Here is a 26,240-nt window from a genome sequence, read left to right as displayed (position 1 = left end):
CCACTTCTGCCCGCAGGAGGCACGCATGCCGGTGTTCCGGCTCCTCGACCCGCTCCACGCGAGCGGCACCGCTCTCGACGGCCTCGCCGCCCCGGGAGTCCGCCTCCTCGGCGGCGGCGACACGACGTGGGTGACGAGCGTCACCCTCTCGCACCGCGAGATCCGCCCCGGAGCGCTGTTCGCCGCGCTGCCCGGTCGGCACGCCCACGGGTCGAGGTTCGCCGCCGCCGCCGCGGAGGCGGGCGCCGTAGCGGTGCTGACCGACGAGGACGGGTCCGAGGCGGCGCGCGCCTCCGGACTCCCCGTGCTCGTCGCCGCCGACCCCCGCGCCGCGCTCGGCGGGATAGCCTCCCGCGTGTACGGCACTGATCGGACGCGGCCCGTGCTCCTCGGCGTGACCGGGACCAACGGCAAGACCAGCACCGTGCACCTGCTCGACGCGGTGCTGCGGCAGCTGGGTGTCGTCTCGGGGCTGAGCTCCACATCCCAGCGCCGCAGCGCGGACCACGTGGTCGCCAGCCGCCTCACGACTCCCGAGGCCTCCGAGCTGCACGCGCTCCTCGCCCGGATGGCCGAGGACGGCGTCGAGGCCGCGGCGATCGAGATCAGCGCCCAGGCACTGGTGCGCTCGCGGGTGGAGGGGATCCTGCTCGACGTCGCCGGGTTCACCAACCTCAGCCACGACCACCTCGACGACTTCGGCGACCTGGACGAGTACCTCCGCGCGAAGCAGCTCCTGTTCACGCCGGAGCGGAGCCGCCGCGGCGTCGTGGTCGTCGACACGGAGGCGGGGCGCCGGGTCGCCCGCGAGGCCTCGGTGCCGGTCGTCACGCTCTCGGCCGGCGACGGAGCCGACTGGCGGATCGACGTGCTCGAGACCGCGTTCGACCGCACCCGCTTCCGGCTCACCGCCCGCGACGGCTGGTCGACGACGACGTCCGTGCCGCTGCTCGGACGCCACATGGCCTCGAACGCTGCCCTCGCGCTGGTGATGCTGATCGAGGCGGGCCACTCGCGCGACCGGGTGGCCGCCGCGGTCGGCTCCGGGATCGACGTCACCGTGCCCGGGCGGACGCTGCTCGTGTCCGGCGCCGACGGGCCGCGCGTCTTCCTCGACTTCTCGCACACGCCCGACTCGGTCGCGCGCACCGTCGACGCCCTCCGCGAGGTGACGCCCGGTCGCGTGCTCGTCCTCCTCGGCGCCGACGGCGACCGCGACCCGAGCAAGCGCGCGCCGATGGGCCGGGCCGCTGCCGAGCGCGCCGACCTGGTGATCGTCACCGACCACCACCCGCGCTTCGAGGACCCGGCACGCATCCGCCGCGCCCTGGTCGACGGCGCCCGCCGCGTCGAGCGCTGCGAGGTGGTCGAGATCGCAGAACCGGCCGAGGCCGTGCGCGCCGCGCTGCATCGAGCCGGCCCGTCCGACTCCGTCCTCTGGGTCGGCCCCGGCGACACCGACTACCGCGTGGTCGGCGCGGATGATCTCCCCTACTCCCCCCGCGCCGACACGGCCCGCGCGCTGGCCGAGGCCGGCTGGAGCGTCGACCTGCTTGACTGACCGGGTGTTCTCGACCCTCCCGGTGCGCCGCGTGCAGGCCCGACCGGAGCACCCCGCCGACCCCGCGCGGTGGCCCGCGACGCTCGCGCCCGTGCGGCAGGTGCTGGCCGAGGGCTGGGACCTCGGGCCGGTCACGGTGATCACCGGCGAGAACGGCTCGGGCAAGTCGACGCTGCTCGAGGCGGTCGCGCTGGCCTACGGGCTGAACGCGGAGGGCGGATCCACGGGTGCGATGCACTCCTCCCACGCCTCGGAGTCGGACCTGGCCGAGCACCTGCAGCTGGTCCGCGGAGCCGGCGCGTCCAAGCGCGGCTTCTTCCTCCGCGCCGAGACGATGCACGGCTTCTTCAGCTACCTGGAGGAGGTGGGGATCGACGGCGGGTACCACGAGCGGAGCCACGGCGAGTCGTTCCTCGACATCGTCGCGAACCGCTCCCGGATCAGCGGACTGTGGCTCCTCGACGAGCCGGAGTCCGCCCTCTCGGTGTCGGGCTGCCTCGCCCTGATCGGGCAGCTGCGCGACCTGGTCGCCGGCGGCTCCCAGGTCGTCCTCTCCACGCACTCGCCGATCCTCGCCGCCCTCCCCGGCGCCGACCTCTACGAGCTCGACGAGACGGGCCTGCGCCCCTGCCGCTACGACGACCTCGACCTGGTGCGGACCTGGCGCGGCTTCCTCGACCAGCCCGCCCGCTTCCTGCGCCGGCTGGAGTAGCTCAGCGGCAGGCGGGCGCCCGGCCGCAGGAGGACACTCGGCCGCTCCGGGATCGGCCGGTCCTGTTCGCCACGGAGGAAGAATGTCGGCGGAGCCGCCTGTTCTCGCGGATCCGGAGTCGCTCGGGCACGTCCTTCCTCCGTTGCGAACACCACCCGGCCGCGGTGCTGCGCCAAGCTTCGCCGCGGACCGCCGCCGGTCGGCCGCTTCGGGGAGACTCCCACCGCCGATCCTGTTCACGACTCAGGAAGAACGTCGACGGGGCTGGCTGTTCTCGCGGGTCGGGAGACGCCGGCGCCAGTTCTTCCTGAGTTCTGAACATGATCACGCCGCCGGAGCCGCTGCGGACCGCTGACGGTCGGCTGCTTCAGGAGCCTCCCCCGGCCGATCCTGTTCTCAACGCAGGAAGAACGTCGACAGGGCGGCCTTTTCTCGCGGATCCGGAACCGCTCGGACGGATCCCTCCTTCGTTGAGAACACGATCAGGCAGCGGGTGCCGCCGCCGGCCGCGCGACCCGGGGCGCCCAGCCCACCGCGATCGCGGCGCCGGCGAGCGCGAGCTGTCCGAGCGGCGGCAGGACCGCCGAGACCAGGGAGCCGTCGCCGCCGGACGTGACGAAGGTGTCGGCGACCGACATCCCGAAGCCGAACCCCGCGAAGAAGCGGAAGACGACGGCGCCGGCGACCAGGGCGAGCATGAGCACCGCGATCCGCCGGGGCGTGAGCGGCGACCTCCGGCCGACGAGGGCGCCGACCGTCACGACGATCGCGGCGGCCGTCCAGAACGCAGCCCACCCGGTGACCCAGATCGCATGGGATCCGAACTCGAAGCCGTCGCGCTCGGCCATGGTCGCGTAGATCTCCGTCAGAGCCAGGCCCGGGACCTTCGCCTGCGGATTCCAGACCAGCAGATCGACCGCGCCCACCACGGTGACGCCCGCCACCAGCGCGAGGCCCGCGAGGGCGACGGGGAGGCGCTGGGCGCGTGTCGCGGTCCGCGGCGCGAGGGCGATGGTCCGCGAGCCGCCGAGGACGATCACGCCGCAGACGACTCCGGCGAGGGAGACGGGCAGACCGACGAGGGCGAGGGGTCCGGGGAGGAGGAGGCCGGCCGCAGTGAGCACCGGGCCGACGACCGCCGCGACCAGGGAGATCCGCGCGAGCACCGTGCGGGCCCAGGCCGCGGCGCCGAGGAGGTGGACCGCGCCGAGGACCGCGACCGCGACGGCGGCGACGAGCACCGCGGTCTGCACGGCGCCGACGGCGGCCAGGGCGGTGTCGGAGGCGGCACCCGGCTCGGGGACGATGCCGCCGCCGGTCAGCGCGATGCCGCTGAGCATCAGCGCGGCCGCGGCGAAGAGCGCGAGTCCGCGGCGGGCGAGGCGGCGCGGGAGTGCGCCCCGTGCTTCGCCGGTGTGCGCGGGCAGGTCGCGGTCGACGCTCACGAGCAGGGCGACCGCCCCGAGGACGACGCCGCGCCGGGGCAGGCCCAGCTCGGCCGCCCCGGCCAGATCGGCCCGCCACTCCTCGAGGTAGCGCTTCCGGGCGAGCGGGGGCAGGAGCAGCGACAGGAGCCGCAGGAGCGCGCTCATGCGGTCGCCTCCGCCGCTCGCGGCGCCGTCCGCGCGGTCGACCGCATCCGCTCGACGGCGGCCAGGGCTGCCGGAGCGCCCTCCGCGGTCAGCTCGTAGAGCCGGCGACGCGGACCGCTCCGCTCGCTCGCGGCCTCCCACTCCGAGACCACCCAGCCCGCTCCCTCGAGCCGCTCCAGGATCGGGTAGACACTGCCCGCCGGCCGCCCGGTGGCCTTGATCACCACCATGCCCCAGGTGGGGCCGTCGGCGTCGAGGAGGGTCCGGAGGACGTCCGCGGTGGCGGGGGTGAGACGAGGGAGTGGTTGCACGGGAGTGACGCTACCTATGTAGAGATAGCGGGGTCAACGGCTCCGGAAGACTTCCCGGCCACGTCTCGAACGCGACCGTCCCCGCGCCGTCCGGGAGGTCCGAGGCCGTCGTCGCGCCGCTCGCCCTGGTCCACGGCGTGACCGGCGAGGCTGCGCCGTCGATCGTCACCCCGCTGAAACAGCGCTGCAATGAGCGCTTCGGATACTGGGGATGCTCCAAGCTCCCTCCCACTCGATCCGAAGGTGCACGCTTGTCCTCCTCCCCCACGTTCCGTCGCGCTGTGCGACTGACCGCCGCCACCGCCCTCTGCTCCGGGCTCGCCCTCACGGCCGCACTCGGCGCTCCCGCCGCGTTCGGCGCCACCGCCCCCGCCGCCACCGCGCCCGCTGTCGTCGACCTCAGCATCACCGACGCCCTCGCGCTCCTCGAGTCGGGGGCGACCACCTCGGTCGCCCTCACTCAGCGCTACCTCGACCGGATCGCGGCCTACGACGACCCCTACGGCGACCAGCCCGGGCTCGCCGCGGTGATCCTCGCCAACCCCGATGCCCTCGCCACCGCCGCCGCCCTCGACGCCGAGCGCGCTGAGGGCTCGCTCCGCGGACCGCTGCACGGCGTCCCGATCCTGGTGAAGGACAACTACGCCACCTTCGACATGCCGACGACCGCCGGCAGCGCCTCGCTGCACACCTACCGCACGGCGCTCGACTCGACCGCGGTGCAGCGCCTGCGGGACGCCGGCGCGATCATCCTCGCCAAGACGAACATGGCGGAGTTCGCCTGGCACGGCACGTACACGCTGAGCTCGGAGCGCGGGCGGACGAACAACCCGTACAACCAGGCGAACAGCGCCAGCGGGTCCAGCGGCGGCACGGGCGCAGCGGTCGCCGCCGGCTACGCTCCCGCGGGCCTGGGCACCGACTCCTGCGGCTCCATCGTCGGGCCGAGCGCGCACCAGAGCCTCGTCGGCTACCGGCCGACCATGGGCCTCACCAGCGTCACGGGCATCGTCCCGCTCTCGCTCCGCCAGGACGTCTCGGGCCCGATGACGACGACCGTCACCGACGCCGCCCTGCTGATGCAGGTGCTGGCCGGGTACGACCCGACCGACCCGCAGACCGTCATCGCGCAGACCATCGACTCCGACTCCTTCGTGGCGGGACTGAGCGACACCGCACTCGAGGGCAAGCGCATCGGCTACGTCCGCTGGGACTACGAGGAGGACCCGGCCCGCCCCGGCCTCGCCGAGACCACCGCGCTGGTGGATGCGGCCGTCGCCGACCTGCGCGCGCAGGGCGCCGAGGTCGTGGAGGTCCCCGACTTCACCCGGGAGTTCGTCTCCGGCACCCTCAAGCCGGGCGGCTGGATCGACATGCGGCCGAGCATCGACTCGTTCTTCGCCTCGACGGAGGCGGCCTGGCCCGAGGGCCTGGCCGCGCTCACCGAGCCGGCCGACGCACTGACGTTCTCGGACGTGATCGCGGACGGGAAGTCCTCGCTGACCCAGGGCGACATCGACTACTTCCTCAGCAACGAGGACGTGCCGAACCCGGCCTACGACGTGGCCGTCGCCGAGCAGGACGCAGGCAAGGCGGCGATGGACCGGTACTTCGAGGACCACGACCTCGACGCTCTGGCGATGCCGACGAGCGCCACCTCGGCCACCCCCGACTGGGCGGGCACCACGTTCTGCGACGTCGGAGCGAACACGGGCGTGCCGACCGTCTCGCTGCCCGCGGGCTTCACCTCGACGGGTGCAGCGGCGGGCCTTGAGCTGGCCGCTCCGCGCGGCGCCGACGCGTCGCTGCTGGCGATGTCGTACGACTACGAGCAGGCGACGCTGCACCGTGTCGCCCCGGCGTCCACTCCGGAGCTGGCCGCCGCCGAGCCGACGCCCGAGCCGACCGCGACGCCGACCTCGACGCCGACCTCCCCGCCGGTGGAGCCGACCTCGGAGCCGACCGCGGCACCGACCCCGGCACCGACGGCGGCACCGACGGCAGCACCCGGCCCGCAGCCGAGTGTCGCTCCGGTCGCACCGGCACCGACCGCATCGCCGAAGCCCGGGTCCGCACTCGCGCACACCGGCGCCGAGGGGACGACGGGTCTGGCGGCCCTGGCGCTCGCCCTCATCACGGGCGGGGCGGGAGCGCTCGCTCTGACGCTCCGGCGCAGGTCCGCCCGCCGGTAGCCGGAGTCCGCACGCAGAACGTCGGCTGAGAGCAGCCGCCCTCCACGAGGAGTGGAGGGCGGGCACTCTCAGCCGACGTTCTGCGCGTCAGCGGCGAGGACTACTTGCGGAACATCCGCGCGGTCGTCTCGAACAGGCCCTTGATCGGGCGCTGCTGCTCGCCCTGCTGGGCGCCGAGGATGATGATGACGGAGGTCAGCACGGGGATCGCCCACTGGGTGACCTTCTGCACGCGCAGAGCGGTGGTCAGCTCGGCCGAATTGTGCGGCGAGGCCTCGGTGACGCCCTCGGCGCCCTCGTCGGCGTGCTTGGCCTGGGTCGCGCCCGCGATGGCGGCGGTGACGGAGGCGGCGCCGGCGAGACCGGTCACGATCGTCTTGATGATCGTGTTGGTGCGGCTCTCCTGCTGGTTGGCGAGGCGGGTCTTGTTGGCGAGGATCAGGCCGATCCCGCCGACGCCGTGAGCGGCGATCGCAGCCAGCTGCACGGGGGTCCAGCGAGCCCAGCCGTTCGAGGCCAGACGGAGGCGCTCGGCGGGGTCGGAGGAGGTGGAGGCGGCGCCGTTGAGGCCGACGGCACCCATGAGCGAGCCGCCGAACCAGGCGGCGGCTCCCAGGTCGTGGAGGCTGCGGACGAGCGTGTTGCGTGAGGGCATGGCTGCCTCTTCTCTGCTTGGTGGTCACGCGAGTGCGGACGTCGTCGACGCTACGCGCGGCCGCGGGACCCGGCACGGGGCTTGACCTCGGGCACCGCACGCGCTCGACTCGGACGCGAGCGCCGCGACGGCGCGCGAAGGAGCGACTCCCATGACGACCGACGACGACAAGAAGAGCACTCGCGACGACTTCCACGACGCCGTGAACATGACGGCGAAGGAGCTCGAGGAGTGGCTCGAGACGGACGAGTCGAAGGAGGTCGGCCAGAAGCCGGCGGGAGGCGGCGAGTCGGTGGGCCACGAGAGCGGGCGACGGATCATCGAGATCCTCGGCACGAAGCAGGCCGACCTGAGCGACGACGACTACGCCCACATGACGAAGGTCACGGGCTACGTGCACCGGCACGCGAAGCAGCGTCCGTCGGGCGACGTCACTGAGACGAAGTGGCGCTACTCGCTGATGAACTGGGGCAACGACCCGCTCAAGGGCTGACTCGGCGCGTCGGCAGCACGCCGGCCCCGGTCGGCGGGCGCGGGAGGAGAGGCGGCGTCAGGCCGTTGCGCAGCTCCCGTCGACCTCGCCGATGACGCCGTCCGTCACCGTCACGACCGCGCAGTTCGGGTAGCCCCGCTGCGGCCGGTGCGCGGGATCGAGCGCGCGCAGGATGCTGCCGAGCACCGCGCCGTGCGTCACGACCAGCACGTCGCCGTGCTCGGCCGCCGGCACGAACCGCGCGATCGCGGCCTCCACGCGGGCGCGCACGGTGGCACCGGTGTCGGCGCGGCCGGAGGGGTCGTGGCGGTGGATCGCGTCGAGCACCGAGTCGAGCCCGGCGTCGGTCATCCGCGGCCAGTCGGCGGAGGAGGGCACGTAGGAGTAGCCGTGGTCGGCGAACACCGGCTCCCAGAGCGAGGCGTTCGGCTGCCCCTCGAAAGCGCCGAAGTGCCACTCCCGGAGCTCGACCATCGGCTCGGCCTCGAGCCACGGGTGCCCGGCGAGCGCCGCCGCCGCCGTGGTGCGGGTGCGGGTGAGGTCGCTCGTGAACGCTGCGACGAGCGGCACGCCGCGCATCCTCTCGCCGAGGGCCGCCGCCTGGCGCTCGCCGCGCTCGGTCAGCGGCGAGTCGCACCAGCCCTGCAGCTGGCCGGCGACGTTGAAGAGGGTCTCGGCGTGCCGGACGAGGTGGATCGTGCCGCTCACGGGCGCGAGCTCGCGGGCGTCGTCGGGCGGGCGGGGGTGGTGCGGTGCATGCGGTTCTCCGGGGTCAGCGCGCTACTCCGGAGCGGCGCGCGCGATGTGGAGGGCCAGGAAGGCGACCTCCTCGTTGGGCAGGGCGGCCTGGTACTCGGCCGCCACGAAGGAGCGCACGCGCTCGGCGGAGGCGATCGCGCGCGGGTAGCGGGCGCTGAGGCTGGTGAAGAGGAAGTCGTCCTCGCTCTCGAGCAGGCCGCCCGAGAAGAAGCGCTCGGCGAAGTACTGCAGGTGCGCCACGAAGCGGGCGGAGCGGAGGTCGTCGCGGTCGAGCGCGGCTCCGCTGGAGTGCTGGATGATCGCGGTCACCGAGCGGATGAGCTGCACGATCCGGAGGGAGTCGATCCCGACCTTGCCGAGCTCCGCGTTGGCGAGGTGGAACGCGACGTTCGCGGCCTCGTCGGCGGGCAGCTCCACGTCCAGGCGCTCGCGCATCCGCTCGACCGCCCGCTCCCCCACCGCGTACTGCACGGGGTAGACCGTCCGCATCTCCCAGGCCAGCCGGTTGGCGACCGAGAGCCCGCGCCGCTGCCGCTCCACCGCGAAGTGCAGGTGGTCGGTCAGCGCGAGGTACACGTGCGGGTCCAGCCGCAGCCCCTGCTCCTCCGCGTCGGCGACGACCGCGCGGGTGAGCTCGACGAACTCCGGCGGGATCTGCGCCAGGAGCTCGACGAGGTTGCGCTGGTCCGAGTCGTCCAGCGCCACGAACACCTGGTCGACGCTCGAAGGCTCGATCGCCTCGCCGGCCTTCGCTCCGAAGCCGATCCCTCTGCCCAGGAGCACGCGCTCGACGCCGCGCTCGTCGACGACGAGGACGACGCTCGAGTTGAGCACCTTCTTGATGGTCTGCATGCGTGTCTCCGTCGACGGCCGCGTCAGGGCTGGGGTGGGGGTGGCGGGGCCGCTGCCCGGAGAGCCGGACGGCGCCTCCGGGCAGAGGAGGATCATCCCAGATCCGCGCCGTTCGAGGCGATGACCTTCTGATACCAGAAGAACGAGTCCTTCCGGTAGCGCTCGGTGCTGCCGTGGCCGAGGTCGTCCATGTCGACGTAGACGAACCCGTAGCGCTTCGAGATCTGCGAGCTGGAGGCGCTGATCAGGTCGATCGGCGCCCAGCTGACGTAGCCGAGCAGCTCCACGCCCTCGTCCACGGCCTGGATCATCTGCTCGAAGTGCGCGCGGAAGTAGTCGATCCGGTACGGGTCGTGGACGCGGCCGTCCTCGGTCAGCTCGTCGCGCATCCCGAGCCCGTTCTCGACGATGAACAGCGGCTTGCCGTAGCGGTCGTAGAGGTCGATCAGCGAGATCCGCAGGCCGACGGGGTCGATCTGCCAGCCCCACTCGCTCGACTCGAGGAACGGGTTCTTGACGCCGAGCACCGTGTTGCCGGGGGTGCGCTCGGCGTCGGGGCGCACCGACTCCGTCATCGACATGTAGTAGCTGAACGAGATGAAGTCGACCGGGTGCTCGCGCAGCAGCTCGACATCGCCCGCCTCGAACGGGATCTCGACCCCGCGGCTCTCGAGCGCCCGCAGCGCCAGGCGCGGGTAGGCGCCGCCCGCCTGCACGTCGGTGCAGAGGTAGAGCATCCGCTCCTTCGCCTGCGTCGCCGCGACGTCGTCGGGGTGGCAGGTGTTGGGGTAGGTGGTCAGCATCGTGAGCATGCAGCCCATCCGCGACTCGGGCCACAGCTCCTTCAGCGTCTTCGTGACCGAGGCGGAGGCGACGAACTGGTGGTGCAGGGCCGTGTAGCAGGCCTGCTCCACGCTGCCCTCGACGGTCTCCTCGATGATCCCGCCCGAGGTGAACGGGTGGCGGATGATGCCGTCGATCTCGTTGAAGGTCAGCCACAGGTCGACGAGGTGGCCGAAGCGCTCGAAGCAGGTGCGGGCGAAGCGCTCGAACAGCCCGATCGTGCGGCGGTCGACCCAGCCGTTGTGCTTCAGCGCGAGCGCGAGCGGCGGGTCGTAGTGCGAGAGCGTGACCAGCGGCTCGATCCCGAGGCGCCGCATCTCGGTGAAGAGGGCGAGGTAGTAGGCGATGCCCTCCTCGAGCGGCTCCGCCTCCTCCCCCGTCGGGTAGAGGCGGGTCCAGGCGATCGAGACGCGGAGGGTGGTGAAGCCCATCTCGGCGAACAGCGCGAGGTCGCCGGGGTAGCGGTGGTAGAAGTCGATGCCGCGGCGCTTGGGGTAGTACTCGGTGTCGTCGTCGGCAATCGCCGCCGTGATGCTCTCCACCGTGTTGCGGTGGTGGATCGCGTACTCCTTCGGGTCCGCCTTCGGCTTGTAGGAGGCGACGTCGCTGACCGCCGGGCCGCGCCCGCCCTCGCGCCACGCGCCCTCGACCTGGTTCGCGGCGAGCGCGCCGCCCCATCGGAATCCATCAGGCAGCGCCATGGGCGAGCTCCTTCTCTGCTTCGGTGACGGGGCGGGCGTCTTCCGGCAGGCCGTCGGCGGCCGCTCAGGAGGCGCCGGGGCAACAAAAAAGGACCCGACGACACCTCGAGGGTGTTCATCGGATCCTGCCTGCACGACCAGTCACATGTCCGGGAGCGAACCTAACACGGGGGTGGGTGGGGCGTCAAAGTGCACTGCAACACGTTCTCGCCGGGCGTCGCCGCCGATCGAGGACTCGGTCGAAGAGGAGAAGGCACGGGAGTATTCGATGACATCCTGATTACGTCGAGCTCAGCACTATCAGGAAGAAGTCTCCGCCATGGCACGGATCAGGTCTCTGCACCCCGGCACGCAACGCGTCACTGTCCACCAGACCGAGGTCGACTGCACCTACCAGGCAGTCACGGCGGAGGACGGCACTCCGTACATCCACCTCTCGACATTCGGATCGGACAACCGCGCTTCCGGGCCAAAGAGCAGCCAGACCTTCCAGCTCGACGAGCGGACCGCCCGGGAGCTGATCGAGGTCCTGATCTCGACGTTCAAGTTGAACTAGGGCCGCTCCTTCCAGCAGTCGGCATTGCGCTGCGATTCCAGCATTCGGCGATATCGGCTGCGATGGCGTCCGGGTCCTCGTGCTCCCAGTACCGGAGCACCTGCCAGCCCTCCCCGCGGAGCTGGGCGTCGGTGTCTCGGTCGCGCTCGACATTCGTGGCGAGCTTGGGCGACCAGTACTGCGAATTCTGCTTCGGATGCGTTGCGTGGAGGGGACAGCTATGCCAGAAGCAACCGTCGATGAAGACTGCGATGCGGCGGCGGGTGAAGACGATGTCCGCACGCCTGCGGAGGCCGCGCACAGGCCCGTAGTCGACCCGATAGCGCAACCCCAGAGCATGCAACCGGCGGCGGACAGCCAGCTCAGGCGCGGTGTCCTTTCGCTTGTTGCCGCGCATCGTGCGGCGAGCGCTCTCGGAGGACGCCCAGGACTCCGACGCCTTCCCCCTGCTCACCCGCGCACTACCTGCCTGCTGGCGTCCTGATCACGTTCGCCACCGAGCGCGGGAGATTGGTCTGCGTCGTCTCGTAGTCGATTCCGAGGAAGGACTTGAAGAGGGACGAGAAGACAACCTCGGCTCCCTCCACGGGGACCGCCATGCCGATCTGACGACGGACGCTGTCGCGGCCTCCCACGAATTCGTACTCGTCCGGGAACGTCTGCAGCCGGGCCCGCTCGCGGTTGGTCAGCGCGCGCGGCTCATCCCAGTGGTAGACGTGCGTCCCCCCTCCTCCGGAGCCCGTCACGGTGTACGAGGGCTTGTCTCGCTCCAGCCGCTTGTAGATCTGGCTGATCGTCGCGCCGGTGACGTTCAGGCGCAGGTGCTCCGGCAGCTCTGCGGTGAAAGCACTCTGCCCGGGCTTGATGTGCGTGAGCCGCTCGATGACCCAAGGCTTCTGCTTCGCCAGCTCGTTCTGCGTGACGAGCGGCCCGATCGGCGGGTTCTCGAGCCGATTGCCAGCCGAGTTGTCGATGTGCGCGTATGGCTCCGTCGCGGGGATCTCGAATTGCACGTCGAGGTCCTTCCGGATGCCGACGATGAGGATGCGGTGCCGGCGCTGCGGGAGCCCGTACTGCTCGAACTTGTAGAGGTGGGGGGTGAGGACGTAACCGCCCTGGTCCCCCGCTCGCTCCAGCTCGCGGAGGATCTGGCGGAAGGAGTGGCCGTCGTTGGCGCCCTTCAGATCGCCCACGTTCTCGGCGACGAACCAGGACGGGGAGTGCTCGTTCAGCACGTTGACGCCGTACTTGTACAGCGGCCCGAAGCGTCCCATCATCCCCTTGCGCTCGCCCACCCGGCTGAAGTCGTTGCAGGGGAATCCGAAGGCGAAGCCGTCGATCGGAGCGAGCGAAGCGGTCTCGAGGACGCGGACGTCGGCATGGATCACGGACTCAGCCGTCGCGCCGGGGATGTTCGACCGATAGGTCGCACACGTGTCGGCGTCGTAGTCGTTGGCCCACACGTGCTGGAGCTCGATTCCGAGCTCCTGTGCCGCACGGTGCGCTCCCAGCGCCATGCCGCCGGGCCCGCAGAAGAGCTCACCCATCCTGAATTCCACGTGTTGCCTCTCGTTCCGCCCCGCGTCAGTGTGCATCGGGCCACCGACATCAGCCGATGCACCCGATCCCACTCCTGAGCACGCCCGATCGGACGCGCGCTCGACGATCTCGTCCAGCGCCCGAGGGGCAGAAGCAGCTTACCTCGTGGACGGCCGAGGAGGCCGCCGCAGTACCGCCTCTCTATGGCAGTCGGTCCTCCGGTGAGAGGAAGTGCTCACGGACGGTCCTTCCCATGCGCAAGGGAGGTCCTCGTGCCACGTAGGCTGTGCTGAGGTTCATCAAGGGGGCGGTTTGGAGCACGAGATCCTGGTTCCCGGCGTGGAGCTTCTCGAGTCGATGCGGTCTGTTGGCTACTCGTTCCAAGCGGCTATCGCCGATCTCGTCGACAACAGCATCAGCGCTGATGCGCGGAGAGTCGAGATCACTGGAGATCCGATCGATTCCTCATTCCTCACCGTTCTCGACGACGGCATAGGAATGAGCCCAGAAGAGGCGCGCACCGCGCTGCAACTCGCGGGAAGCGCGCGGACGACGACACGCGCCGGCTCCGACCTCGGACGCTTCGGTCTTGGCCTGAAGACCGCATCGCTCTCCCAGGCGAGGCGACTGACGGTTCTCACCCGCAAGAACGGCGAGACGACCGCCCTCCAATGGGACATCGATCACGTGCTCACCACAGGGCAGTGGTCACTCAGCATTCTCGGTGAGAACGAGTACGAGGCTCTGCCCCGCGCTGATTCCCTGCTGTCTCGGAGCGCCGGCACGCTGGTGGTCTGGCAAGAGCTCGACTACATGCTGGGCGCAGCGGCACGACCCGACGTCGTGATGGCTGAGCGACTCCAGGATCTCAGGGGTCACCTCTCGCTCACGTTCCATCGCTTCTTGGATGACGGCACGCGGAATCCGCTCGTCATCACCGTGAATGGCATCGACGTGCCCGCCCTGGACCCCTTCCTCTCGAGAAACCCTCGGACGCAGGAGTCCTACCGGGAGCCGCTGACGATCGAGGGGCAGCGGATCGAGTTCCAGGCGTACACCCTCCCCCACGCCTCCGCACTCTCGAAGAAGGAGCGCGAGCGCTGGGACCTCGGCGCAGGAATGCGAGAGCGCCAGGGCTTCTACATCTATCGCAACCGCCGGCTGATCTCCTACGGTCACTGGTTCGGGCTGTCCCGGCGCGAGGAGCTGTCGAAGCAGTCGCGCGTCATGGTCGACATCCCCAACACCGTCGATCACCTGTGGCAGCTGGACATCAAGAAGTCCCGAGCCGAGCCGCCTCAGGCCTTCCGGACCCACTTCCGCCGGGTGATGGACCAGGTCATCGGGAAGAGCAAGCGGGTGCACACCTTCCGCGGTCGACGCGCGACAGGGGATACTGTCGCCCGGATGTGGGAGAAAGTGACCGAGCGCGACGGCTACCGTTACCAGATCAACGCCGACCATCCACTTGTCAGCGCGCTGCAGGAGACGCTGACAGATGAGCAGCGACGACAGCTCGGCCGACTGCTCGCTGACCTCGGACAGACCTTTCCTACAGCGGACCTCTACATCGAGGCGGCGAAGGGCCAGACCAGCTCTGCACCGTCAGTCACCACGACCGAGGTGCTAGAGCAGCTCTCCGCACTCCAGCGCTCGGGCGGCTTCGGCAACTTCTCCCCCGCGCAGGTTGCGTCGGTACTCCGGGCCACCGAGCCCTTCGATCGCGTCGAGGATCTCGACGGACTCATCAAGCAGGTATGGAGCGCAAACGCATGACGAGATCGGCAATCAGCACCCAGAAGAAGATGCTGATAGATATTCTGATCGGGATGTTCGTCAACGACGAGACCATCGAATTGAATGTACTCGAGACCAGGGCCAGGCAGTTCGCCCCACTCGTTGCCCCCGCTCTGTCGAACAAGGATATCGACGATGTCATCGCTCGGGTGACCGAGCTCATCGATATCATCATCATCATCGGTCCGAGCGTCGTCGACCCGGACACCTTCACGGAGTGGCTCGCAGAACGCAGGGACACGACGGACACGAAGCGGTGGAATGCCTACCGACAGCTCCTCGTGAACCGCGAGTGGAGCCCGAATGTCATACGGAAGCTCGACGAGCTGACGGATACCGTTGTCGAGCGCATGGGCGACCCGAAGATGCAGGGCGAATGGGCTCGACGTGGACTCGTCATCGGAGAGGTGCAGTCGGGCAAGACCGCCACCTACCTGGGCATCCTGAACAAGGCGATCGACTACGGCTACAAGATCATCGTCGTGATCGGCGGTCACACAGAGGAACTCCGGCGTCAGACCCAGCAGCGACTCGATAAGGACATGACCGGTGTCGACTCCGTCTACATCGCGGACAACATCGACTCCCGCTACGCGAACATGCGCATCGGCGTTGGGAAGATCGACTCCACGATCCAGAGCAACATCCTCACCACGACGCGCTCCGATTTCAGCGCCGCCAGCAAGAACGCCGGTGTCGTCGCCCTCGAGGGGGACACTCCGACGATCTTCGTCGTCAAGAAGAACGCGAAGGTGCTCGCGAACCTTGCCAACTACCTCGTCGGGCCGGCGCACAAGGGTAAGTTGAACGCCCCCTTGGTCGTGCTCGACGATGAAGCGGACTGGGCCTCCGTGAACACGAAGACGGAGGAGGACGCGGCTGCGGTCAACAGCGTGATCCGCCGACTTCTCGCTACGTCCAATCGCAGCTCGTATCTGGCCATCACGGCGACACCTTTCGCGAACGTGCTCATCGATGACTCGGTGGACGAAGACCTCTTCCCCCGCGACTTCATCCAGGCTCTCGAGAGCCCGTCGAACTACACCGGCGTCGAGTCCTACTTCGGTCGGGAGACCGCCCCGGAGACCCCGAAGCGCATCCGCACCGACGTGCAGGACTGTCTCGATGTCCTTCCTTTCAGTCACAAGCGGACGGCGGAACTGGAGGAGTTGCCGCACAGCATGATGAAGGCCATCAGCGCCTTCATCGTGGGCACTGCGATCCGACGAGTACGAGACGGGGAGACTCGTCCCGCATCGATGATGATCAACGTCTCTCGCTTCAATGATGTCCAGCAGAACGTGACCGCGGAGGTCAAGCACTTCGTCGACGAGGTCACGCGAGCAGTGCTCGCGGAATATGCGTTGCCGGAGAATGAGCTGGCAAACGGTCAATCCTCGGCCTCAGTGCTGAGGGAGGTGTTCGAGGAGGAGTATTCGGGAACAGCGTCCTGGGACGTCCTGCGACCGCACCTCCTCGAGATCGCAGCCGAGATCACAGTCGTCCTCGTCAACAGCGGAACGATGGGTCCTCGGAACAAGCGCTTGAGCGAGATGTCGCGAGAGGACCGCGACGCCGAGTCGCGACTGCCCACGATCTTCGTGGGAGGCGATGTCCTCGCGCGGGGCCTCACACTCGACGGATTGCAGGTGAGCTACTTCGTCAGAAGGGCAGCAGCTGCGGACACTCTGCTGCAGATGGGGCGGTGGTTCGGCTATCGGCCGGGCTACGAGGACCTCGTGCGAGTCTGGATCGATTCCGCCGTGGTGGACCTCTTCAAGTACGTCGCGGATGTCTCAGACGATCTCCGCGGGTCCCTTCGCTTGATGAACTCTCTGAAGATGACACCGCAGGAGTTCGGGTTGAAGATGCGCAGGCACCCCGAGGCTTTCCTGATCACAGCCGCGAACAAGCAGAAAAATGCCCTGCAGATCGAGGGTGAGGTCGACATCAACGGCGCGTCCTTCGAGTCCTACGTGCTATCGGCGGCGAGTGATGACCTGGACCGGAATCTGAGAGCAGGAGTCGATCTGGTCGAGACCTTGAAAACCTTGGGGAGTCCCGCCGACGACAGGGGGTCGCTCGTCTGGGAGGATGTACCGGCAGAAGTGGTCGTGCGCTTCTTCGCACAGTTCAGAGGTCACGACACTGAGACATTCTTCGGTCGCACAACCAAGAGCGATAAGGCTCAGCTTTCTGCGCACCTGGCCGATGCCGTGAATGCGGAGAGCTGGGATGTCGGCTTCGTTTCCGGCTCCGGGGATCAGTCGAGTGCACTCGGACTTCCGGGTGACCCGAAGACGAGCCTCCGGGCCGGAGTCGAGGCGACCTCGGGCATGTCGTTGCGCTTCGGCAATCGACGCGTCGCCGCAGGCTCCGACCTGAAGAACGCAATGAACCAGGACGTCATCCGCAAGCTTGAGGCCGATCTCGGTGTTGGCGAGCGGCTATCGGAGCCCACAATCATCCGCCACGCATTAGAGCGCCCCTTGCTGCTCGTCTACAGCGTGATCACTCAGACCTTCATGGATGCGAAAGCTGAACAAGAGCATGGCGCCGTGGTGAAGGACGACAAGCGCCCGAAGATCCGAGCGGATGAACCGCTGATCGCAGTCGTTGTGGCCTTCCCGGTTTCCTCCGACGCTGAAGAGCGAGCGGGAAGCAAGAAGGGCCGTGTGTCTCGCTTTGTGGCGAACACGGTTTACGCGCGCATGAATCTCAATATGCCCACGGCAGACGAAGAATCAGATGAGGGTGCCGCGTGAAGCTTGAAGAAGCGTTCGCCACCGTCCTCCGAGGAGAGGACGGCAAGGTCGTGAGGCTTCGCCACTTGTGGCTTCGCGTCTTCGTCCAGAACAGTCAGCGGCATCCGGCTCTCGTGCTCGAGCTCCCGTCGACCCTCGACTACTTCATCGACGGTGGGCGCGGCTTCTCGGTCCAGGTCTCGCAGGCGCCTCAGTCGGGACTCACGTATCTGCGGATCACCTCCCTCGAGCCGGAACTCGACCCCGCGTTCCTCGTGCTCTGCCGGTACCTCCTCGAAGAGAGTCAGCGGGTCGACGGCGCGGAGGCGAGCGTGGAGGCGTTCGCACGCAGTCTCGAGGCATTCCGGGACTTCCTCGCGAAGCCGCGCGGTCGGCTTGGCGAGGACGCACTGCGAGGGCTGATGGCCGAGCTGACGATCCTCGAGATGATCCTCACCGCGGGGAAGACGCCATCCGCTGCCCTCCGGGACTGGAGCGGCCCCTTCGGCAACAGCAAGGACTTCATCTTCCCCTCGGGGCACTGCGTCGAGGTGAAGTCAGCCCACCTGCCATCCCTGGAGGTGACGATTTCGAGCCTGCAACAGCTGGAACCTGCCAACGCCACGCTTCAGCTCGCAGTCCTGCCCATGGAGAGATCCGACGCATCCGACCCGGAAGCTAGCAACCTGCTTCAGCTTTTCGATGCCCTGGCGGACGAGGCTGATCACGACCCGGTTTCAAGGAAGCTCTGGAGGGATGCCGTTCATGCCCTCGGTTTCGACCGGGAGGACAGCTACTACGCCGACTGGTGGTTCCGGATCGGGGACATTCTGGCTTTCGATGTCGTGGACGAGTTCCCGCGCGTGCGCGCCGTCGCGGTTCCGGCCGCGGTGACGAGCGTCACCTACCGTTTGAACATCGCGTCGCTCGCCGACTACGCGAGCAGTCTTCGACTGCACTGAGCACGAACCGGAGCACAATCAATGACCTTCGAGGAAGCGCTTCGCGAGCGCATCGCCATCAGAGCGGAAGGCTCCTCCTCCTTCGCCGTCCAGGCTTTCGGTGAGGAGCTGGTGGCCCGTCTCCAGGAGGCGGAAGTCGTCTTCGACGCGACAGTCGAGCCTCTTCGATGCTCCGGGCGGCGATCGAAGAAGATGGAGATCCTCGGATACGCCGAGGACACCGCAGACGACTCGCTCGTCGTCATCGTCGGTGCTTACTACGACTCTCCGGGCTCGATCCTCACGAAGACGGAGGCACGCAAGATCTTCGGTGCCGGCGAGGCGTATCTCGAGCATTCGGTGGACGGCTGGCTCTTCGAGAACCTCGAGCCCAGCTCCCGCGAAGCCGAATACGCGATCTACTTCCGCGAGAATCTGGCGAAGTTCAACCGTCTGAAGTTCATCCTCGTCACCAATGCCACGCTCAGCTCCCGGGTCACCACCATCGAGGATGAGGTCGTCGCCGGCACGCCCGCGTCGTACTCCATCTGGGACCTCCGGCGATTTGAGGAGCTGGCTGCCTCGGAGAGTGGCCGCGATGACATCCGGGTCGACCTCACGGAGTGGATGCCGGAAGGCCTCCCCTGCCTCATCGGCGCGGAGAACGGCGCCGCCGCGACGAGCTATCTCGCGGTTCTTCCTGGGCGGCTCCTGGCTGATGCCTTCCAGCGCTACGGCAGCCAGCTGCTCGAGTCGAACGTCAGGACATTCCTCAGCGCGCGCGGGAAGGTCAACAAGGGAATCCAGGCGACTCTCGCCGAGGAGCCCGACATGTTCCTTGCCTACAACAACGGCCTCACTACGACCGCCACCGGGGTGACCGTCGAGCAGCGGGACGGCGCCAGCTTCATCACCTCGATCGACAACTGGCAGATCGTCAACGGCGGACAGACGACGTCGTCTCTCGCGCACTTCGTGCGGCTGGCGAAGGACCGCTCCCTGGAGGGCGTCTTCGTCCAAATGAAACTGGTGACGGTGGCTCCGGCTCAGGCGGCAGATCTCGTCGCCAAGGTGTCGCGCTACGCGAACAGCCAGAACAAGGTCAGCGAGGCCGACTTCTTCTCCAACAGCCCCTTCCATGTGCGACTCGAGCAGATCAGTCTCCGCGTGAAGGCGCCCGCTCGGGACGGCGTGCAGTTCGGCACCGGATGGTTCTACGAGAGGACCCGCGGTCAGTACGAGAACACGAGGAACGCGCGGACGCCTGCAGAGCAGCGGCGCTTCGAACTCGAGTTCCCGAAGAGCCAGGTCATCACGAAGACGGACTGGGCGAAGTTCGCCTTCTCCTGGGAGCAGAAGCCGCACGAGGTCAGCCGGGGTGCGCAGAGCAACTTCATGGCGTATGCGGTGGCGACCGACCGCCTGTGGGAGCAGTCGGCCGATGCAGTGAACGACGACTACTACCGGCAGAGCATCGCCAAGGTCATCATGTACAACCGGCTGAGGGCGGCCGTCATGAAGGCGGACTGGTACGAAGGCGGGTATCTCGCCAACATCGTCGCCTACGCGATGTCCAAGTTCGCCTTCGAGCTGGGCCGCAAGATGCCAGACCACCGATTCAATTTCGATCAGGTGTGGCGTCAGCAGGCGCTCGGTCCGATCACCGAGGAGGCGCTGCTGGGGATCGCTCGATCCATGCATGCAGTGCTCACTGATCCGGACCGGCCCCAGAAGAACGTGACCCAGTGGGCCAAGCACAACGCCTGCTGGGACTCCGCGCAGAAGAAGCGGGTGGTTCTGCCTCCTGCGCTGGTCGACGAGCTCACGCCGACCAGCGCTGCGCACGCGGCGCCGGGAGCACCGAGCGCGACTACACCGGACGGCGACTCGGTCGTGGAGTCGGTCGCTCGAGTCCTCCGTGTCGATCCGGCGGTGTGGGCGGCTGTGCTCGGCGAAGGAGTCGTGCGAGGCGTGGTCAGCCCCATCGAGCGCGCTCTGATCGAGCGCCTCGCCGTCCCCGGCACCGTGCCCAGCGAGAGACAGGCAGCCCGAGCGCTTGCTGCGCTTGACCGCAGCGCCGAGCACGATCTCGTCGCTGCCGACGCCTACTGACGCCGACCTCGCGCCGGCTGTTCCAGTGGGCGGCTCAATCGCGAAGGAGTGCGGCCAGATCGGCCTCGCCGCGCTCTTCCAACCGGAACAGGACGTCTGAGGCAGATGCGCTCCGATCGAGGCCGACGGCGATGGCCAGAGCGCGATCATCCTCGGCCGAGACACCGGTCAGCGCCGTGACATCCCCCGAGTCCTCCACTGCCGTCGCTGTCACCCGATCTTCCGCGAAGTCCAGCCGGACGACGTCCCCGCCGGCGCTGTCGATCGTGGCGAGAGCGGCTCGGATGGTCCCCATCTGCGGCTGAGTCCCCTCCCACGTGACAGTGAGGCCCCAATCGTCGCCGTGCCAGCGCTTCCGCTCGCCGGGCGCGAGCCCGAGCGCGAGCGCCACGCCTGAGGACAGCACCGTTCCGCTCCCACGGAGGTGCTCGGCCGTCACCTCGAGGCGGAAGGCGACCCTGCTGTCGTCGAGGAAGTACAGGTTCTTCGTGAGGCCGGGCCGCTTGCGGACGGCGGCACGCCGCTCCGCGAAGCGGACCACTCCGGCGCGGGTGACGAAGGGCCAGCCGGCCGCGTAGCCCCGCACGCTGCTCGCGGCCACCGACAGCCGCTCCGGGAGGTCCTCGAGGAGTGCGTCGAGTGCGACGGCGCCGTCGCTCCGCTCCACCTCCGCTGCGATCGCGTCCTTGATGCTCGTGTAGACCTCGCCGCCCCATTCCACGAGACCCCAGTCGCCCCGGCCGACACGGATGAGCCGATCGTCGTTCGCGAGCGCGTTCCGGATCGACCGGGGCTCCCGCTCCCCCTCGAAGGCGGCCTCGATCCACTCGATCGACCGCGGAGCTCCCTCAACGCTCAGGAGCGCCACCGTCAGATCTCCGATGGACGCCCGGCGCGTCCTCGCCCACACGTCGCCGATCCTCACGTGACCGAGCGCGGTCATCCACTCGACGACGCGCTTCTCGGAGAGTGCCGTCCACTCCGCGAAGGACGCGAGCACATCCGAGTGGGAAGCACCGCCGTGCTGGTCGGCGAGGTCGGCGAAGCGGACCTCCGTCTCCGACCGGGCGCCACCGAGGGAGGGGACGGCGAACCAGTCGCCGTCTCCCTCGAATCCGTCGTCGACGGCGTCGAGAACGGCCAGCGCCGTCGTCCCCTCGTCGTCGACGGGGTCGAGGAGTCCCGGGACGGAGGCGAGGAGCTCGACGTGCGAGAGGACGCCGATCCGCGACCTCACTGCCGCGGCGCGGAAGGCCAGGCCCTCGTCCCGCTCCAGCCAACTCGACGTCGCTTTCCGCACTCGGACCTCGATCTGACGGACGCGCTCCCGCGTCACCCCGAGGCGCTCGCCCAATTGGTCCAGGGTCGCCCGGCGACCGTCCACATGGCGCCCGAGGAAGATCATCCGCTGACGGTCGTCGAGGTCGGCGAGGTGGACGCCGAGCTGCTCGGGCAGGGAGGCGAAGCCCGAGCCGGCGCCGACCCACTCGTCCGAGGTCAGCGCGTCGAGCAGAGCCCATGCCTCGACGACAGCCGAGGGAGCGGCACCGAGGTCTCGCGATGCGGAGAGCAGCGGGGCCTCTCCCTGTCCGAGAGCCTGTCGCCATGACGCTGCGACCTGCACCGCGTCCAGGAGCTTCGTCCTCGGGGTGGCCTCCGCCGCCTGACGCAAACGCCGCGTGAGCGCGGCGGAGACGGCGGGAGGAGTCGGCGACGTGCTGTTGGAGCGGATCGCCTCGTCGACGGCCCAGCCGAGCAGCTCGGTCGCGCTGCGCGCCCCCATGCCGCGGAGCACCATTACGCCTCGCACCCTCATGGGGGCGAGAGCCTCGAAATCGGCGATGTCCTCTCGGATCAAAACGTTGCGGAGGCGGACGCTCTCCACTCGGCCTGGAACGTCGCGGGTGCTCACGGCCGGGAAGAGCTCGCGCAGGGTCGACGAGGTGCGGTACTCGAGGATGTGCTCGACGATCGCGGCCCGCGCGCTCGGGTCGTCCAGATCCCGGCCGGTCAGGGCTGCTCGGAGCTCCGCTCTGTCGGCGGTGGCGTGCCCTTCCAGCCAGGGGAACGCTCCGCTCCAGGTGCTCGGCAGATCCGACTCGAAGGCGAAGTCCTCGTGTGCGCTCGCGGCCATCGGGGCCCCCTCTCAGCTCCGCCATTCTGGTCTGCGCAACCGACATCTGTCGCCCCGCACCACGTCCAGGCTTGACCGATGAGCAGTCGAAGTGCCCAGTGCACCGCGACGAAGATCAGGTCCGACGCGAGCAGGAACGCGAGGTCGGCAGCACTGTGCCGATCGCGGGGATCCACCAGATCCGACGCGATCTGTTCGGTCGAACGAGTGCGACGACCGTCACGAGGAAGGTCAGGGCGACGACTCCGGGGACGAGCACGGTCGTCGTGCTCAGGAGCCCGTAGTCGCATTCGCCCGGGGCTCCGCCGCATCGTTCCATCGCCAGCTGCTCGACCAGGACGAAGAAGGACAGGACGACGCCGAGGACCAGCAGGAGGACGAGCAGCAGGATCGCGGTCACGCGGTCCGCGCGGGCGGAGAGGCGACGGCGGGGCGGCGGGGGAGGTGACCACCGATCGAACCGGTCCCCTTCGCCCCAGTCCGAATCGAAGGCCATGGCGCTGCTCAAGATAGTGGAGCAAGGCGGATAACCATCTCCGGTCGCATGGCACCAGTGCGGGTCAGCACGTGGCCAGCACCGCTTCCGCCGCCTCCCGGTCCTGCGCCCCGACCGCCAGCCCGTACTCGCCCAGCACCGCCACGAACTGCTCCACGTACCCGCAGCGCAGCTCCGCGGCCGGCGGCAGCCACTCCCCCGGGCCGGCGTCGCTCTTCGCGCGGTTGGTCTGCTCGGAGGCGGCGACGAGGTTCGCGGGGTCGTTCGCGAAGGCGAGGCGCTGGTCGTCCGTCCACGACCAGGCGCCGTGGTGCCAGGCCCAGCCCAGGGCGACGACGTGGTCGATCTGCACCAGGCGGGAGGTGTCGGTCCCCGAGACGAAGGCGACCGAGGCTCCGTCGTAGGGGTCGATCAGGGTGCCGGTGAGGACTTTGCAGTCGCGGGTGCCGGGCTTGAACACGGGGCCGAGTAGGTCGCGGCCGAGGACGTCGTTGCGGGTGTCGCAGCCGTTGCGGTCGACGTCCGACCACGCCTGCCCGAAGAGCTCGCGGTCGTAGGGGACGGCGGCGGGGCCCTCGACGGCGGGGAGTGCGGCCAGCGTCGCGAGGGAGGGAGCGGACGGCTCGAAGCTCGAAGCGGAAGGCTGAACGACCGCCGGCGGGCTGCTCGGCGCCGGAGCAGCCGGAGTGCTCGACCCCGCGGACGCACCGGCCGGGGAGGACACCGCCTCCGGTCCGCCTCCTCCCGCCGTGTCCGACAGCGCGACGGCGGCGACGGCGAGCGCCGCGGCCCCCAGGAGAGCGAGGATCGCACCGGCCCGCCGTCGAGGGCGCCGGCGCGCGGTCACATCCGACCCGTGGCGCATGATCGACCCCTCCTGCGATGAGACCCGCGATGCGGTCGACGCGACGCGCCTCCTCAGTATGCGGAGTGGCCCGCTCCGGGCTCGGCGGTCGGGCGGAGCGTCGGGAACGGACGCCGGGAAGGAGGGCGGTCAGGCGGAGCGACGGCGTCGACGACCGGGATCGAGCCTCCCGGAGGCGGCCTCGTCGCGCCCGCGCCGACGACCCGCGCCTGCTTGACTGCTCCCATGGAGATCTTCATCGGAGTGGTCGGTCTGCTCGGCGGGCTGGTCATCGCCGGGCTCGCGGTCGTCGCGGTGGTCATCGGACGGCGGCGGGCGGTGCCGGCGTCGCTGGTCGACGTCGAGGTGCGGCTGACGCACGCCGGAGACGACTGGTGGCGGGTGGGTGCGCGGGTGCGCAACTCCGGCCGGTCGCTCGTGCCGGTGACGAGCTACAGCGACGGGCGGCCGATCGCGGTCGACCTCGGCGGGGCCGTGTCGGCGGAGTGGTACGGGTCGGCTCCCCGGTCGGACGCGTGGCGGATCGATCCGGCGGTCGGGCTCCTCCTCGGTCCCGTCGCGCTGGAGCGCGGGGCCGACCTGGGGGCGACGATCGTCGTGCGCGGGCGCCCGCAAGTGCGGATCGACGCGCCGCTGCGCTACGTGCCGGTGCGGGAGAACGTGATCGAGTCGCAGACGCCGGACGCCGCTCCGGTCTGGGGCGTGTCCGAGGCCGCCGCTGCAGCCGGCCCGCCGGCACCTCCCGCGCCGATCCGGCCGCGTCAGCAGCGCCCGATGGACGCCGACCCGGCACGTCCCGAGCGCGAGAGCATCCTCCGCGGCGGCTTCGGAGTGTGGGCGGCCATGATCGCGGGCGGTGCCGGAGCCGTCGGCGTCGCGATCGGGATCGCCCTCGAACTGGCCGGCGTCGAGGCGTCGGGGCTGGGCGGCGCGGGCATCATCCTGATCGCAGCCGGCTTCCTCGGCCTGGTCGGCACCCTCGTGATCCGGCTGCTGCGCCGCTGGCTCGAGCCGCCGGCCCTCTGGCGGACGCCGGCGCAACGCCTCCGTCGCCCCGGGACGATCACCGTCCTGATCCTGAGCTACGCGGGGCTGGCGCTGTTCTGCACCGAGTTCGCGGCGCAGTCGGTGACGGGCGACACGACCTGGGTGTCCGGTGTCGCCGTGCTGATGCTGATCGCCGCGTTGATCGGGATGGGACTCGTCGGGTTCCTCCGCCTGGTCGTCCTGCTCGGCGTGCGCCGCGCCTCCCGGCAGACCCCGTGACCCGGGAGGTCGTCGTCGTCGGAGCCGGCCTGGTCGGAGCGGCGACGGCACGCACCCTCACCGAGCGCGGTGACCGCGTGGCGCTCGTTGAGCAGTTCGAGCGCGGCCACGACCGCGGCTCCTCCCACGGCGAGACGCGCATCTTCCGCCGCGGTTACCTCGAGGACGACTACCGCGCCCTCACCGGTCGGGCGGGGCGCGCCTGGGCACGGCTCGAGGCCGAGACCGGCCGCCGCCTCCTGCACCCCGTGGGCGCACTCGACCACGGCGACTCCTCCGTCCTGGCCGGGATCGAATCGGCGCTCCTGCGCGACGGGATCCCCGTGGTGCGGATCGCTGGGGCCGACGCGGAGCGGCGCTGGCCGGGATTCCGCTTCGAGACGGACGTCCTGCTGCATCCCGAGGGCGGACGCCTGGACGCGGCGGCCGCGATCGACGCGATGCTCGACTCCGCCCTCGGACGCGGCGCCGTCCTCCGTACCGGCACGCGCGTGCTGGGCATCGAGGAGCGCGCCGACGACGTGCGAGTGCTGACCTCGGACGGCGCCCTCGACGCCGACGCGGTCGTCGTGGCCGGCGGATCCTGGACGCCCCCGCTCGTGGACGGCCTCGTCCGCGCGGCCGGCCGGCGCCTCCCTCCGCTGCGCGTCACGCAGGAGCAGCCCGCGCACTTCGCGACGGACCTGCCCCTCGACTCCTGGCCGAGCTTCGCCCACCACCGCGCCGGCCTGCCCGTGGTCTACGGGCTCGCGACACCCGGAGTCGGCGTGAAGGTGGGCGAGCACGGCACCGGAGTCGTCGTCGATCCTGATCAGCGCACGTTCCAGCCGGAGCCGGGGGCGCTCGCCCGCCTCGTCGGCTACGTCGCGGAGTGGGTGCCGGGCGTGGACGCGGCGAGCGCCGCGCCGATCAGCTGCCTCTACGACAGCACGCCCGACGAGGACTTCGTGCTCGACCGCGTGGGCCGCGTGACGCTGGCGACCGGGTTCTCGGGGCACGGCTTCAAGTTCGGCCCGGTCCTGGGAGAGCTGCTCGCGGACCTCGTCGCGGGCGGAGTGGCGCGGGAGCGGTTCCAGCTGCTGCCGGCGTGAGCGGCGGGTGCTCCCGGAGGAGCGGCTT

The 26,240-nt window shown here is 69.7% G+C and carries 21 protein-coding genes and 1 pseudogene; 11 read left to right on the top strand and 11 right to left on the bottom strand.

The features are described from left to right. Positions 1-25 precede the first annotated feature (25 nt). Positions 26-1,561 (top strand): UDP-N-acetylmuramoyl-L-alanyl-D-glutamate--2,6-diaminopimelate ligase, encoded by a 1,536-nt coding sequence (locus tag GSU45_RS03260; protein WP_159912692.1) that lies wholly within the window; start codon positions 26-28, stop codon positions 1,559-1,561. A 4-nt stretch (positions 1,562-1,565) separates the two neighbouring features. Continuing rightward, positions 1,566-2,273: an AAA family ATPase gene (locus tag GSU45_RS03255; RefSeq protein WP_244248194.1), complete on the top strand. Its 708-nt coding sequence runs from the start codon at positions 1,566-1,568 to the stop codon at positions 2,271-2,273. A gap of 482 nt (positions 2,274-2,755) precedes the next feature. Here the strand turns inward: GSU45_RS03255 and GSU45_RS03250 are convergent, their stop codons facing one another. Then, positions 2,756-3,865 carry a hypothetical protein gene (locus tag GSU45_RS03250; RefSeq protein WP_159912688.1) on the bottom strand — a complete coding sequence of 370 codons (1,110 nt, stop codon included), beginning with the start codon at positions 3,863-3,865 and terminating at the stop codon, positions 2,756-2,758. Next, complete coding sequence (locus tag GSU45_RS03245; protein ID WP_159912686.1) at positions 3,862-4,176, bottom strand: helix-turn-helix transcriptional regulator; 315 nt, start codon at positions 4,174-4,176, stop codon at positions 3,862-3,864. Before GSU45_RS03245 ends, GSU45_RS03250 begins: the two co-directional genes overlap by 4 nt. 281 nt (positions 4,177-4,457) lie before the next feature. On the opposite strand from GSU45_RS03245, the gene GSU45_RS03240 reads away from it, so the two are divergent. Then, entirely contained in the window at positions 4,458-6,368 is a 1,911-nt protein-coding gene (locus GSU45_RS03240) for an amidase family protein (RefSeq protein WP_159912684.1), read from the top strand. Positions 6,369-6,468: 100 nt separating this feature from the next. On the opposite strand, the gene GSU45_RS03235 is transcribed toward GSU45_RS03240, so the two are convergent. Next, on the bottom strand, positions 6,469-7,023 hold the full coding sequence (locus GSU45_RS03235) for a hypothetical protein (protein WP_159912682.1): 555 nt from the start codon (positions 7,021-7,023) through the stop codon (positions 6,469-6,471). 151 nt (positions 7,024-7,174) lie between these two features. Between GSU45_RS03235 and GSU45_RS03230 the strand changes: the two genes are divergently transcribed. Further along, positions 7,175-7,516, top strand: a complete 342-nt coding sequence (locus GSU45_RS03230) for a DUF3140 domain-containing protein (protein ID WP_159912680.1) — start codon at positions 7,175-7,177, stop codon at positions 7,514-7,516. A 57-nt stretch (positions 7,517-7,573) separates the two neighbouring features. On the opposite strand, the gene GSU45_RS03225 is transcribed toward GSU45_RS03230, so the two are convergent. The 3 genes from GSU45_RS03225 to GSU45_RS03215 form a co-directional block, all read right to left on the bottom strand. Continuing rightward, a complete protein-coding gene (locus GSU45_RS03225; protein WP_159912678.1) occupies positions 7,574-8,224 on the bottom strand; it encodes a histidine phosphatase family protein in 651 nt (216 codons plus the stop codon). Between the two features lie 72 nt (positions 8,225-8,296). Further along, the gene (locus GSU45_RS03220; RefSeq protein ID WP_104237822.1) at positions 8,297-9,127 is read right to left on the bottom strand and encodes a PRD domain-containing protein; all 831 of its coding nucleotides are present in this window, start codon (positions 9,125-9,127) and stop codon (positions 8,297-8,299) included. 92 nt (positions 9,128-9,219) lie between these two features. Then, complete coding sequence (locus GSU45_RS03215; protein ID WP_159912676.1) at positions 9,220-10,671, bottom strand: family 1 glycosylhydrolase; 1,452 nt, start codon at positions 10,669-10,671, stop codon at positions 9,220-9,222. Positions 10,672-10,990: 319 nt separating this feature from the next. On the opposite strand from GSU45_RS03215, the gene GSU45_RS03210 reads away from it, so the two are divergent. After that, the gene (locus tag GSU45_RS03210) at positions 10,991-11,227 is read left to right on the top strand and encodes a hypothetical protein (RefSeq protein WP_159912656.1); all 237 of its coding nucleotides are present in this window, start codon (positions 10,991-10,993) and stop codon (positions 11,225-11,227) included. On the opposite strand, the gene GSU45_RS03205 is transcribed toward GSU45_RS03210, so the two are convergent. Continuing rightward, entirely contained in the window at positions 11,214-11,681 is a 468-nt protein-coding gene (locus tag GSU45_RS03205; protein WP_279631106.1) for a very short patch repair endonuclease, read from the bottom strand. The genes GSU45_RS03210 and GSU45_RS03205 overlap by 14 nt on opposite strands. Positions 11,682-11,688: 7 nt before the next feature. Further along, entirely contained in the window at positions 11,689-12,774 is a 1,086-nt protein-coding gene (gene dcm, locus GSU45_RS03200) for a DNA (cytosine-5-)-methyltransferase (protein ID WP_244248193.1), read from the bottom strand. A gap of 304 nt (positions 12,775-13,078) precedes the next feature. Between dcm and GSU45_RS03195 the strand changes: the two genes are divergently transcribed. From GSU45_RS03195 to GSU45_RS03180, 4 genes are read left to right on the top strand one after another with little or no spacing between them, the layout of a single operon-like run. Next, the gene (locus GSU45_RS03195; RefSeq protein ID WP_159912650.1) at positions 13,079-14,542 is read left to right on the top strand and encodes an ATP-binding protein; all 1,464 of its coding nucleotides are present in this window, start codon (positions 13,079-13,081) and stop codon (positions 14,540-14,542) included. After that, on the top strand, positions 14,524-17,328 hold the full coding sequence (locus GSU45_RS03190; RefSeq protein WP_159912648.1) for a Z1 domain-containing protein: 2,805 nt from the start codon (positions 14,524-14,526) through the stop codon (positions 17,326-17,328). The genes GSU45_RS03195 and GSU45_RS03190 overlap by 19 nt, the downstream gene beginning before the upstream one ends. Then, entirely contained in the window at positions 17,325-18,269 is a 945-nt protein-coding gene (locus GSU45_RS03185; protein WP_159912646.1) for a PD-(D/E)XK motif protein, read from the top strand. Before GSU45_RS03190 ends, GSU45_RS03185 begins: the two co-directional genes overlap by 4 nt. 21 nt (positions 18,270-18,290) lie before the next feature. Further along, entirely contained in the window at positions 18,291-20,360 is a 2,070-nt protein-coding gene (locus tag GSU45_RS03180; RefSeq protein WP_159912644.1) for an AIPR family protein, read from the top strand. 1,306 nt (positions 20,361-21,666) lie between these two features. Here the strand turns inward: GSU45_RS03180 and GSU45_RS17355 are convergent. From GSU45_RS17355 to GSU45_RS03165, 3 genes and pseudogenes are all read right to left on the bottom strand, one after another. Further along, positions 21,667-22,143 (bottom strand): annotated as a pseudogene (locus GSU45_RS17355) (sigma factor-like helix-turn-helix DNA-binding protein); the annotation flags it as partial. A gap of 466 nt (positions 22,144-22,609) precedes the next feature. Beyond that, a complete protein-coding gene (locus GSU45_RS03170; RefSeq protein WP_159912640.1) occupies positions 22,610-22,894 on the bottom strand; it encodes a hypothetical protein in 285 nt (94 codons plus the stop codon). A 160-nt stretch (positions 22,895-23,054) separates the two neighbouring features. Beyond that, positions 23,055-23,855 (bottom strand): HNH endonuclease family protein, encoded by an 801-nt coding sequence (locus GSU45_RS03165; protein ID WP_159912638.1) that lies wholly within the window; start codon positions 23,853-23,855, stop codon positions 23,055-23,057. A 225-nt stretch (positions 23,856-24,080) separates the two neighbouring features. Here GSU45_RS03165 and GSU45_RS03160 point away from each other — a divergent pair, with 225 nt between their 5' ends. Further along, complete coding sequence (locus GSU45_RS03160; protein ID WP_159912636.1) at positions 24,081-25,121, top strand: hypothetical protein; 1,041 nt, start codon at positions 24,081-24,083, stop codon at positions 25,119-25,121. Further along, the gene (locus GSU45_RS03155; RefSeq protein WP_159912634.1) at positions 25,118-26,212 is read left to right on the top strand and encodes an FAD-dependent oxidoreductase; all 1,095 of its coding nucleotides are present in this window, start codon (positions 25,118-25,120) and stop codon (positions 26,210-26,212) included. The genes GSU45_RS03160 and GSU45_RS03155 overlap by 4 nt, the downstream gene beginning before the upstream one ends. The last annotated feature ends 28 nt before the right edge of the window (positions 26,213-26,240 follow it).

The organism is Rathayibacter sp. VKM Ac-2801 (assembly GCF_009834245.1).
Taxonomy (GTDB): Bacteria; Actinomycetota; Actinomycetes; order Actinomycetales; family Microbacteriaceae; genus Rathayibacter.
This window is presented reverse-complemented; position numbering and strand designations above follow the sequence as displayed.